Genomic DNA, 12,153 nt, shown 5'->3' on the forward strand with positions numbered 1-12,153 from the left:
CAAGCCTTTTTTCTACTCTGCCACAAATTCAAAATAATCTTCAAAGTTGACAATCATGTCACTCAATTCATTTTCATTAGATTTTATTACATATCTTCTACTCGGATGTTTTTCTATTATTTCTTCCTTTTGCAAGTCTTTGTAATGCTCTATAATAGTGGCTTTACGAATTCCTAAACTTTTACTTAGTTCGTTACTAGATGGTGCAAAGATATCATTTTCATCATCATTTTGCTTTATAGTAGTTAAAAAACTTTTGAGAATCTCTAATCTAATATAAGCTTCCGGATCTACTTCCTTATTTTGATCCTCATTTTCTTCATCTTTATCAGTATCATTTTTCTGTCTAATAAAGGTGGTTCCCTCGGCTATTTTACCTGCCGGAACCACCTTTGGTTTTTCCTCACAACTCTTAGATTTTTGTCCATGGCCATGTGAAAACACTATATCTTTTTCATCAATTTTAGGATCATTTATATTTTCTATATCGTCTATTTTCTTATTCTTTCCATTCCAGAAATCAATGAGTTTTTCTAGTGCTTTTTCAAACTCAATATCTGAAGGTCCTACTCCAGGAGATTGAAATCTTTTATATCCAAAATACCCTTCTATATCGGCTATGCCATCACCAAACCCCATGAGATTAGTTTTGGGATCACGATCAAGTACCGTACTATAATCTGCCTGGGTTTTAAGTCTAAATACTATTCTTGATGGTAAATTAGCCTTTATATCTCCATCGATGATTTTTGCCGAGGGCCTTTGTGTTGCGTTTACTAGATGAATCCCTGCCGCCCTGGCCTTTTGAGCAAGCCTCATAATAGCTTCGATTATATTCTTTCTATCTTGGACTATCAAGTCCGCAAGCTCATCAACCATAACAACAATATATTTCATTTTATTATTTGGGTATTTCAAATTATAATGATCTATATTTTTACATTGATGTTTATGTAAAAATCTATATCTATTCTCCATCTCAATCACAAGATTTCTAAAAAGCTTTACAGAAGCTTCAACATCTGTTTCTACTCTTTCAACATGGGGAACACCTTTAAATTGCCCAAATTCAACAACCTTTGGATCTACAATCCAAATACTTAATTCATCAGGTGATAACACCATCAAAAGTACAAATAACAATTGATTAAGCCACCAAGACTTTCCAGATTTAGTAGCTCCAGCCACTAGCAAATGTGGAGCATCTACCAGGTCCATGAATATTGGTTCACCTATTGGACTCAGGCCTACAACAACCGGAAGCTTGTAACTTGAGATAGCTTTTATAACATTAGGATTCTCTAGAAGGTCCCTTAATAGAACAGTTTTTCTTTTCTTCCTAAATATTATGAGGTTAACTTTTCCAGCCTTTGCAGCTTCAATTTGAAATGAAGGTGCATCAAAGGCATGTCTAAGATCCTCGGTTGTACTTTTAAGTTTTGATACGGTATAACCTTCCGGTAAGCTGATATTTATCAGCATAGCTTGAGGTCCTTCTAAAACATTGTATACTCTTACTGATTTTAGCTGCTCTTCATTCATAGCTCCTACCCTAATAAATGCTTTTTTTACCATAGCTTGATACTTACTTTTTCCTATACTCTCAGTTTTACTGTTTTGCTTATTCTTAGGCAGCACATCTATAGAAACTATAAAAGGATCTTTCATCTTACTTTCTTTTTTATTAGATTGTAATTTATTAAAACCTTTGTCAGCTTTCATTGAAGATATCCAACTAAAAGCACGTCTTAATTTTTGCCCCTTTTCTTCGGTCTTGATCTCTGAAGCACTTAATTTTTCTCTTTTCCTAAAAACAAAACTTGTTATACCAATTAGTAATTTGGATATATCTATAATAATTTTAAATATACTTCTATACATCCTTCTAAGGGTAAGTGTCAAAATTAATGCTATAGTAAATATCCATCCATATAAAAAACAATTCTCTATATAAGGAATTGCAACTGGAAATAAATTTACTAATCTTATTTTTATATTTGTATAGAGAATAATAGTTGAAAAAAGAGCCAATACCGTAGAAATTGCTATCATAGTGTAAAAATAGTCTAAAAACCACCTACTAATTTTTTTACTTAAAGTTATATCTTTAATTGTGAATTTCTCCTTTCTATAATTTATATACTTCTAAGCATTTGAAGAAATACATTAAACATAATAGAAAAAGCTTTCTTTAATTCCTTAATACCTACCGTTATACCATCCATTAAATCTACGTTATTAGATTTTGAAAAAATATGAAGTATGAAAAAAATTACCATTCCAGCTCCAAGGAAATTAATTTTTTTATTTCTATCATGAAATGTATTTATAGGTAAAGATAAAACCATAACAAAACTTACGAAATTTAAAAACCTATTTAAATCAAAATCATTTAATATAGACTTAATCATACCCTACTTCCTTTCTGAGACTGTTATAAAACTTATTTACACCAATCCACCATCTACTATGACTTGCATAATATCCCCTTGGATTTGATTTACTGTTAATCCATTTTAAAGGATGCTCTCCTTCTGGCCTATCTTTACTCAGTTTTATAACTGTAGCAGCTGCAATTTTAGCAGATTTTTCAAAGCTTTCACCATATACCTCCCATGAGCCAAATACATTAAATGGATTTTTTGATATTTGCTTGGCCTTTCGATGATTCTTTGGAACAAAACTTTGTTCTTGACCAGTAATTGCCACAAGTAGTAATGGATCTAAATCATACTGATTCCCTGCAGCTATAAAACTCTCAATAAAAGATTCCTTTGCCAAGTAGGATTTTCTATCTTCAAGCCATTTTTTAAGCTTATTTTTATTAGCTTTTTTAAACTTTAAATCTTCAGGTAATCCATCATCAGGAATAACCCTTTCCACCCTAAAATATTTTAGTGGATCTACATGATTTCCAGCAATTCTAACCTCAAAATGCAAATGACTTCCTGTAGATTTACCACTATTTCCAGAAAGAGCAATAACATCTCCCTTAGTTACTTTATCTCCTTTTTTAACTCTTAGAGATGAATTGTGGGCATAATATGTCTCTATATTGCCTTCATGCTTTATTATTACAGTTTTACCATATCCCCCTTTGTTCCCCGAAAAATATACTACTCCATCATCTGCTGCAACAACTTTTCTTCCTGAAGGTGCTGCAACGTCAACCCCTGTATGCATCTTTTTAATCTTATCTATAGGATGATATCTCAGCCCATATTCTGAGGTTATTCTATAACATCCCGGTATTGGCCATGCAAATCTATCCTTTCCATGAATTTCTATATTTCCTCCATAGTATCCTATATTGTCATTTACTGGCTCATTATATATCGCATATCCACCTATAACTATCAGTGGTATAGGTAGTACTAAAATAACAATTGCTATTAAAATTGTAGCTGGAAGCCCAATGCTTCCTATTATAAGTTTAAGTGCTAATTTTGAAGATGATTTGACAACTTCTTTTTTAATAGAATCTCTTTTAACTTGTTCTTCTTGTTTTATAAAGCTCACCTTCTTCCGTGCTAAGTATTAGCCTTGCAATATCAAACTCTTTTCCTTTTCTGTCTGGATCTTTGTACCTTATTACAAATTGTCTTGTTTGGTAGAGCGTTTCTATTTGCTCCACGATTTCTTCTGGAAACTTAGCTTTAGTTTTAATAAGATTTAGTGGAGCTTCTTCTGTCCAAAACACAATCTTTATTGCAGAGTTATCCCAAAGGGATTCTCCCCCCTTTGACTTCCATATAACCGATGGGGTATTAGTTGCTAAGGCCAAAAGTCCATCATATTTTCTAATTGTTGTCCCTACGGTATGCACATGGTTTGACATCATTTCATTTTCTAGAGCTCTCTGCCCTTCGTCAACAACTACTGCAGAAAATTTTTCTCCTTTTTCCTTTTCTCTTTTTATTTCATGCCATACGGTATCCGTGGCTATGGCCATTTTTACTGATCCAGTATGTTGATCCACATCGGAGTCTATCTCCTGGGCAACATGGAATACAACTAATCTTTGTTCATGTATTTCATTAAGATCATCTTCTTTTCCAAACATATCGCTCATAGTTCCTTCAAAATATATCCATACTTTATCCTGTAAACTTTTTGCACCCTCCGATTCTTCACTACATAGATTCTTATACCATTTATGTATATTTGCTTTTCTTTTTGTTTTTTCTGTAGACCATGTACTTTGATCTTCCTTTACAACTCCGGCATCTTTCCAGGTCTTCATTAAAGCTCTATCTGCAGCATTAAGTTCCCCAGGTGTTGTTTCTCCTGCTAGAAGAGATATAACTCTTTTCATTCTACTTGCTGCATCTTGATATCTACCCTTATCTATTTTTTCATTTCCTATCGGCTCTAAAATACGCACGGGATCTATATATTTTCCTGAAGAAAGAGTATGATCTATCCAAAGACCCTTTACTTTCCTGCATAGCTTATAGTACTCTCCATCTACATCAAAGATAAATACCCTATAGCCTTGCATAAGCAAAGACACAACTAGTGCCTTTATAAAAGTGGATTTCCCTTCTCCAGAAGCTCCTACGATTACAATGTTTTTATTGTTTTCATCCTTTTCTAAATCTAAATATATTGGAGTTGTATCGTGGGCTCTATGTCCAAAATATGTTCCTTTTCCATCAGAAAAAGAACCATCTATAAACGGGAAAAAAACTGCAGCAGCATCATCGTCCATAAGCCTTCCATAATATTTATTAAAAAAATCTTTAACCGGCAGTGAGTTTAATAGAGTTGCTTTAATGGCCATATCCTGTTCATGCTTAAACTTCTCAAGCTTTATATTTATATTGTCAAGCTCTGTACTAAGCTGTTTTTCTAATGTCTTTAGTATTGTTTCTGAAGGCGCTGAAAGTGTTATATATACCCATAGATCAACAGCTTTGCTTCCTTGGTTTCTATCCTTTTCCTTTAGATGAAGTAGTGAAAAATATGCCTTTTCTACTCCTTCATCAACTATCCCGCCAGGCTTACTCCTCTGATCCTGGACTGTGGCATGAAGCCTCCTAAACTTCATTTTCATTCTCCAGTCCCACTTTATATTTGCTGGAATATATCTATAGGCAACTCTAATTGATGCCTTTTTATATTCTTTAAACTTTTCAAGATGGGTAAGTCTATATAAAATACCTGGAATAGCCTCTGGAGGATACTGTTTTATCATATATGTTCTAGATAAATATCCTCCTGAAAGTATTTGATTAGAATATACCTTTATTTTTTCTGTAGCTCCCATACCTCCACCCCTTTTCCTTTTTATACAGTCTAAAAACTATTGATTAATTATTAAACTAAAAAACTGGTTCCGGCCCCATATTTACTGCCCGGAACCAGTTTTTTAGTTCAATTTGCATGCCCCTTAAATATTTTCAACTTAAAAGGTGGTTCCGGCATTGATTTTACTAGCCGGAACCACCTATGACTTTTATATTTTAGGTCCTTTAAATTAATTAAGAAGTTTTTTCTTGTATAAGAAAAACTATACTATTGGTTATTTCTTTTTCTAAAGAAATTGTCTTCACTAAGCTCTTTATTATTAATAGTGTTCATGTATAGCTCTGCTTTATCTCTTTCTAATTTCTTTCTTCTTTCTACAAATTTAGGTATCATTAGTGTTGCTAAAATACCTAGTAAAATAGGAATTATTAATATAAGTAAAATTATAATTCCTACCCCGCTAAACAAGCCTATTATTATATTCATATTCTATCACCTTCTACCATCATTTACTGTTTTCCAGTATAATCATCTTCATACATATTTCCCTTTACAGGTATTATTACATCCTCACATATATTTAGTATTCCCCCAGGAGTAGAAGCACCCTTTAAATTAACTGAAATTTTATAGTTGCCATCGGGTGTATGGACTGGTATATAATGTACTTTTTCATCAATCTTACTTCTTTGATTAATAGGAAGCTCAAATCTACCATTTGAACCTACCATTTCAATAACTTCATTTGGAGAATAGAAATAGGCTTCTTGAATATTTTTAATCTGCTCTGGCTTATCATAGTTTGATACTATGTCTGCCTTTGCTTTGACTTTTATTCCATATCCGGACTTTATAAAGCCTTGCTCCTTATTTCTCCAATCAACTTCAACCTTAAAATTTCTAAGCTTAGCATAAAATCTTACTGTATAGCCATCAACAACAGTTATTGTTTTGCATGTTCTATTTTCTCCGGAACCACTGCAGCGCTCTTCTGTATGGGTCCAGGTTTTTATTCTTTCACCAGTTTTATATCTTCCCTTGGACCGGTATTCTGTCCATGTAACATAGGATGGGCTGCATTCCTTTTCTTCAGCTTTAATAGTTCTGGAATTTATAGTTCTAATATTATTCTTTTCATTGGTTTCTTTAATTTTGTTATTGTAATCAACCTTTGCTGTTATCTTAAATCTAGTTTCCACATCAGGAGTTTGAAGTCCAAAGGTAATGTTTCCTGTTTTTCCTGCCGGTATGAAAACATAATTTCTTGTTATGGCATTTCCTTCTACATCTATTTTTAAATCTGTTACTACATTGGTCGTTCCATTATTCCTAACCTTTACTATAACCGGTGAATAGGATCCTGCCTGGTACTTATTATATTTAATATCCACCACCTCAAGGTCAAAGGCTTCCTTATCTTTTATTGGTATGAGTATTGATACTTCGTTATCTGCCATTGTGTTTTCCTCTATGATTGTGCCATCTTGAAACTTTGCAGGATGGTTTTCGTTCATGTTTAATTTGGCCACAAGCTCAAAGGTATCTCTTTTGTATTCCTCAGGGATATTATAAAACAATCCTCCAGTTGACTTTCCTAGAGCTTCTACTTCGTTATCTGCATCTGTAAACATATATTTCAGCTCATCAGGATATTGTAAATAGTAATCTACTGTTACATCATAGGCATCTCTAAGACACATATTATACACATCAAATTTCACTTCATACATCTCGTCATATTCTATTTCACTTACTTCGTTTCTAATATCTTTTATGGCCAAGTTATCGGTTTTTGCTTCTACCCAGTATTCAATTATTATTGGGATAAATACTATATAGGCTTCAGCTCCTAACTCATCTAATAAACTCTTTGCTGGTGGTATATCAAATGTCTGATAAAGTACTTTTCCGTTATCTAGTCTGTGCCATCCAACTGCGGATCCTGGCGTGTAATCAGTTTGAGGTGCTTGGATCATAAAATACTCTACAAGCTTTTCTCCTGTCCATCCGTTTTTCCCTGCCCATTCTAAATGATCAAGCCACTGGGGAGCATTTGGATTTCTATTAAATGCTGATTTGTTTGGTCTTTTTTGATTGTCAATGTTCTTTTTCCAAGGTTCATATATCCACTTTTTTTCCCAGGGTTCTTTATCTATATTAAAGTCATTAGGAAAGTCTTCGTTTGTAAAGGGTGTACCATTTATATCGTATCCTAGGTATCTATATTCTCCCTCTTTAAATTCGTTATTTTTAATACTTCCAGGCTTGCCATAGACAGCCAAGCCCTTTTTAAAAAGAATATCTATATTTAGTAGACCTTTAGGTGTTGCAGAAGGAACTGGAAGATTTAAGTCTTCTATAGTAGGTTTTAGCTCTCTAATAACTTCTAGGGCATTTTTGGTTTTAGGGTCTGGATTGTTGGGATCTTGCCCTAAAAGAATATATATATCTTCATCGGTATATTCTGAAACTTTTAAAGGCTCAATCTGCGGTGTAAGCTCTGCATTATATTTAAGTTTAACAACTCCATCGCTTAAATACCTTTCCTTTATTTCAATTTTGTCGGTTCCATGGTTATAGTAGTTTTTTATAAAGTCTTCTTTAGTCTGGGAAAACTTATTTATACTCCTTGAAAAATCTTCTGTTGAAAACATAAAACCTAAGTCATATGGATAAACAACAACATTTAAAATTTTATCTATTGTTTCCTGGTCTTCAAATTCCTTAAGATCTATTTGCTGTTCTATATCAATTTTTTTACCTAGTTCACCATTTATCCAATTTCCTTCCTGATCTTTGTATATTAATATTCCTTTTTGTTCTAACCTATAATGAGGTACATAAGCCACCAAGTCTTTCTCATGTGCTGTTGTGCTTATTGGAAATGCTAAAAAAGAAACAAATAAAAAAAAGGCTAAAAGCCTTGAAATAATTTTATTCATTAGCCTTGCCTCCTATATATATACTAATTGCCATTTCACCCTTTGCACATGCAAAACTTCTATTATCATAAACAAATTCTTCTGCTTTTCCTTTCGTATATTCTTCTTGCTCTATTACTCCACTTACATACTCATATACCGTTTCATACTGAGTTGGATAATATACTTTAAGCATTTCTTTCAGAATTGAATAATCATCATACACAGTTGGATAAACCGTAATTAAAGTTGTAGGATCATTTGCTGTTGCACCATCAATATCTATATCAATGGTATTCCACTCAAATAGATTTTCCTCATCATAAAGAATAACATTATTGTCTTTACCTATTTGAATATTGGGTATTGTTTTAACAACTTCTTTTAATTCCTCATCTTCAATTACTGCAATCATTTCTTCAACATTCTTTGGTGATTCTACTTGTTCTTCTTTTCCATTGGTTTTGGTATCAATAGTAACTGTCCTTGTCTCTCCATTCCAACCTACAATAGCTCCTAAAGCTTCAGAGACAAAACGTAAAGGAACAAAAGTCCTATCAAAGTAAATCTCAGCTTTTGTATCGAATTTTATTATTTCTGAGTTAACAGTAGCCTCCATAGCTCCTATTTTAAGTTCAATATGTCTTTCATCCTGGTCTATAAGTACCGTTCTTGTTTCTCCATTCCAATCAACCTCTGCTCCCAATGCTTCAGCTATAAATCTAACCGGAACCACTGTTCTTTCTTCCTTATTTATAAAGGGTTTAGCATCTTTAAACTTGATTTTAACTCCATCGACTTCTACATCAACTGTATTATCAAAATTTTCATCCACCTCTATCAGTTTCCCATCTACATCTATTTTGTAGTTACTCTCTTCTGCGAATGAAATCACAGTTAAAGTCAACATTGATATTAATACCATACTTATTATTTTTCTCATATTTTTTATCTCCCTTCTTCCCAAAATTTTAAATGATTGGATTTGCTCCATTATTAAGTATATTGCGCCGTCTGTCATATATTATCACGCCCGTATTTAGTATATGGGTTGCAAAGGTACCTTTTTCTAATAAACATTTTTCCCATTCTTGAGTTGTGTATATGAGAACATCAACTGGCTTATCAAAATCCAATCCGTTTTTGTCATATATATACTTATTTATTTTCCTTTTTAAGCTTCTTCTATCATAAATAGTTTTAAAGATAACACAAATGTCAATATCACTCTTCTCGGCTGCAGTTCCATTTGCATATGATCCAAAAAGAATTATTTTATTAGGATTAAATTTTTCTATAATCCCTTTTTTTAATACTTCTATATGTTTATTCATTAAAAGTATCCTTTCAAAAACTCATTTGATAACCGTCAAGAACCTTATCTATGACTTCTAATCTTTTCTTCCCTACTCTTTGCTTAATAGTAGGGCTGTAGTCATTTGCACGAAATAATTTTTTCTTTTCATACTTAGCAAAGTAGAGAACATACTCTCTCATCTGCTCTTCTGAAATATCCCTACTCCAGTAAGCATCTATAAGATTTTTTAATTCTTTTGCCAAATTAACAACTGACCTTGGATGTCTTTGAATATCCATCGCCAACACACCTTTACCATATTGTATCATTTTTATAATATTTATATCATTATTATATTGTTATCGTATCATTATTCCATTGGATATTCAACCATATTTTGTAATTTATAGGAGAATAAATTAATATTCTCCTATAAATTCTATATTTTTATACAGGATATTTCATATCAAACTTGATATAGCATTATTTTTTTCAACCTCCACACTCTTGTAGTATCCTAATAATTAGAGTTAAAGCTTCAGCTCTGGTTATAGCTTTATTTCCTTTAAAGCTTCCATCTTCATATCCCTTTAGTATTCCTCCTACTGATTTTATTGAATCTTTGTATTTAGAGTTATCTGTATCTTTAAAGTTAACCTTCGCATCTGATTTAATATTTAAAACTTTATCTATGAGATATACTGCCTTTTCCCTTATTAAATCTCTATTCCATTCATTATTGTTTAAAAAGTCTAGATTCTCTTCTTTAATTCCCATAGTTGCATTGGCAACTTCATAATAGCTCCAGTCGGCTTTATTTAGATTTATTGAATTTAATTTTTTATCTTCTTTGTTTGTTAGGAGCTTTACTTTATTAAGCATTACTAAAAACTCTTTAGTAGAAACCGTTTCATGAGGTTTAAAAGTATTATCCTTGTAACCATCAATGATGCCCTTTGAAATAGCTTTTTCTATAGTTTCCTTAGCCCAATGAGTTTGTATATCTGTAGGTTTCTTATCTGAAGGTTTAATATCAACAACTTTAAAGCTGATACTCCTAATCCTTCCTTGTGCAAGGTCTATCACTCTTATAGATGCTACACCTTCATCTATTGCTTTAAATCTAAAACTGTCAAGCAAATTGATATTTTTACTATCTGTTTCAGTAATTAAGTATTTGCTATTAACATTTTTACCTTCTAACTCTAGGTAATCTTTAATATTTATTTCTTTTCCTTTAAGAATTGTGTAAGCCACGTTATCATCTATTTTTTCTATATTGCTTCTAACATTGGAGATAGAATCTGCCACAATTACATAGAGCTTAATATTTTTTCTTCCATTACTTGCTGTAATAGTACCTATTCCATTTTCATTTGCTTTAAGTACATAACCTTCTATACTTATGTTTTCATCTGTAGTCTCAAAGGTAATTTCTCTGTTTTCTCTAAATTCATCTATTAGAGTATCTTTAAATGCCAATTCTAGATTTGTCTGGCTTTTCTTTTCAACTATGATCCTTCTATTAAAGTCATCATTATCTACTGCATTGAGGAGATATTGTATGGTTCTACCTGTAACTGGGTCTTTTATACTCACAATTATATTTCCATTACCCTTTATTTTGATTTTTCCATTTTCTATGTCAGCATCACCTTGGATAATTTTAATATCTAAATCTTCAGGATTAGTGTTTTCACCTAATTCATCGATTATATTTTCTATTATCTCATCAATATCAAGGGAAGATCCTTTATCTACTTTTAGCGGATCATCAGGATTTACAGTTTCCTGTAGTATTCCGTTTTCATCAGTTACTATTTCCTCGGATTGTGTCCAGTTGCCTTCGGCATCTCTTACCGTTACTATTAATCTGCTTCCTTTTTCTGATTCTTTTACATTCTCTTTGTTCCAATTGTTTTCTGCCCATTCAAGACTGGATGCAAGTAGTCTAATGTCCAGTGAGTTATCTATACCTGCAACAAGTATTCCTTTATTAACACTGATTCCATCTTTCACGGCTAAGGAATCTTTCCCTACTATATCAAATTTATAGGCTCTGCTGTGAAGCTTAACATTATCACTTGCTATTACATTGACTTTGTTATTACGAACAAATATTTTTTCTATGACCGGAGCTGTTCTATCCTTTGTCATTTTTTCTATTTCTTTAAATGCTAATTCTTTATTTCCCTTTAATATGCTTATTCTCACTATATATGTTGTGCTGTCCTGGAGTTTAGGGATTTCCACCCTTTGGGGTTTATCCAGTATTTTAGTATAAACTAGCTTCATATTTTCCTTTTTTATAATATCTAGTCTATATCCATAATCTCCATTTCTGTATTTATTACTTATTCTATCGGATATATCAATGATTAGCTCTCCTTCACCACTATTAAGGTCTGTATCTCCAGGCTTTACATCGGTATCATTAATTGTGTCTATTATATCCTCCTTTATTTCTTCATCAATGTCTGGGTCAGTAATAACTATATCTTCATCTTCCAATTTATCTTTATCCCTGTTCTTATTTTTATCTCCTTCTATAATATCTCTTATATCATCTGGTACTTCTCCGTATATAATCTCATCCTTATCTTTTACTGCAATTTCTTTTTCTGTAATATTGCTGAATTTATCCTTCAGCAGTACTTTAAGGGTATTTGGTGCATTTACAGCTAT

The 12,153-nt window shown here is 32.3% G+C and carries 10 protein-coding genes; all 10 read right to left on the minus strand.

Annotated elements, in window-relative coordinates:
• Nucleotides 1–12: 12 nt before the first annotated feature.
• Nucleotides 13–2,052, minus strand: coding sequence for an FtsK/SpoIIIE domain-containing protein (locus tag B5X81_RS25105; protein ID WP_079495778.1), 2,040 nt, complete (start codon nucleotides 2,050–2,052; stop codon nucleotides 13–15).
• A gap of 83 nt (nucleotides 2,053–2,135) precedes the next feature.
• On the minus strand, nucleotides 2,136–2,411 hold the full coding sequence (locus tag B5X81_RS25110) for a hypothetical protein (RefSeq protein ID WP_079495779.1): 276 nt from the start codon (nucleotides 2,409–2,411) through the stop codon (nucleotides 2,136–2,138).
• On the minus strand, nucleotides 2,404–3,519 hold the full coding sequence (locus B5X81_RS25115; RefSeq protein WP_079495780.1) for a M23 family metallopeptidase: 1,116 nt from the start codon (nucleotides 3,517–3,519) through the stop codon (nucleotides 2,404–2,406). Before B5X81_RS25115 ends, B5X81_RS25110 begins: the two co-directional genes overlap by 8 nt.
• The gene (locus tag B5X81_RS25120) at nucleotides 3,488–5,269 is read right to left on the minus strand and encodes a VirB4 family type IV secretion system protein (protein WP_079495781.1); all 1,782 of its coding nucleotides are present in this window, start codon (nucleotides 5,267–5,269) and stop codon (nucleotides 3,488–3,490) included. Before B5X81_RS25120 ends, B5X81_RS25115 begins: the two co-directional genes overlap by 32 nt.
• A 248-nt stretch (nucleotides 5,270–5,517) precedes the next feature.
• Nucleotides 5,518–5,736, minus strand: a complete 219-nt coding sequence (locus B5X81_RS25125; protein ID WP_079495782.1) for a hypothetical protein — start codon at nucleotides 5,734–5,736, stop codon at nucleotides 5,518–5,520.
• A gap of 23 nt (nucleotides 5,737–5,759) precedes the next feature.
• On the minus strand, nucleotides 5,760–8,192 hold the full coding sequence (locus B5X81_RS25130; protein WP_079495783.1) for an Athe_2463 domain-containing protein: 2,433 nt from the start codon (nucleotides 8,190–8,192) through the stop codon (nucleotides 5,760–5,762).
• Nucleotides 8,185–9,114, minus strand: a complete 930-nt coding sequence (locus B5X81_RS25135) for a copper amine oxidase N-terminal domain-containing protein (RefSeq protein WP_170917607.1) — start codon at nucleotides 9,112–9,114, stop codon at nucleotides 8,185–8,187. Before B5X81_RS25135 ends, B5X81_RS25130 begins: the two co-directional genes overlap by 8 nt.
• 28 nt (nucleotides 9,115–9,142) lie before the next feature.
• A complete protein-coding gene (locus B5X81_RS25140) occupies nucleotides 9,143–9,505 on the minus strand; it encodes a nucleotidyltransferase domain-containing protein (RefSeq protein WP_079495785.1) in 363 nt (120 codons plus the stop codon).
• Between the two features lie 13 nt (nucleotides 9,506–9,518).
• Nucleotides 9,519–9,767, minus strand: coding sequence for a TIGR04540 family protein (locus B5X81_RS25145; RefSeq protein WP_170917608.1), 249 nt, complete (start codon nucleotides 9,765–9,767; stop codon nucleotides 9,519–9,521).
• 193 nt (nucleotides 9,768–9,960) lie between these two features.
• The coding region (locus tag B5X81_RS25150) for an S-layer homology domain-containing protein (RefSeq protein WP_079495787.1) at nucleotides 9,961–12,153 on the minus strand (2,193 nt) is incomplete at its 5' end.

Source organism: Maledivibacter halophilus (genome assembly GCF_900167445.1).
GTDB lineage: Bacteria > Bacillota > Clostridia > Peptostreptococcales > Caminicellaceae > Maledivibacter > Maledivibacter halophilus.

What these genes read in the sequence shown, in the direction of transcription:
- B5X81_RS25105 (WP_079495778.1), bottom strand. Translation starts at nt 2,052, where the DNA reads ATGATAGCAATTTCTACGGTATTGGCTCTTTTTTCAACTATTATTCTC.
- B5X81_RS25110 (WP_079495779.1), bottom strand. Translation starts at nt 2,411, where the DNA reads ATGATTAAGTCTATATTAAATGATTTTGATTTAAATAGGTTTTTAAAT.
- B5X81_RS25120 (WP_079495781.1), bottom strand. Translation starts at nt 5,269, where the DNA reads ATGGGAGCTACAGAAAAAATAAAGGTATATTCTAATCAAATACTTTCA.
- B5X81_RS25125 (WP_079495782.1), bottom strand. Translation starts at nt 5,736, where the DNA reads ATGAATATAATAATAGGCTTGTTTAGCGGGGTAGGAATTATAATTTTA.
- B5X81_RS25130 (WP_079495783.1), bottom strand. Translation starts at nt 8,192, where the DNA reads ATGAATAAAATTATTTCAAGGCTTTTAGCCTTTTTTTTATTTGTTTCT.
- B5X81_RS25135 (WP_170917607.1), bottom strand. Translation starts at nt 9,114, where the DNA reads ATGAGAAAAATAATAAGTATGGTATTAATATCAATGTTGACTTTAACT.
- B5X81_RS25140 (WP_079495785.1), bottom strand. Translation starts at nt 9,505, where the DNA reads ATGAATAAACATATAGAAGTATTAAAAAAAGGGATTATAGAAAAATTT.
- B5X81_RS25145 (WP_170917608.1), bottom strand. Translation starts at nt 9,767, where the DNA reads ATGGATATTCAAAGACATCCAAGGTCAGTTGTTAATTTGGCAAAAGAA.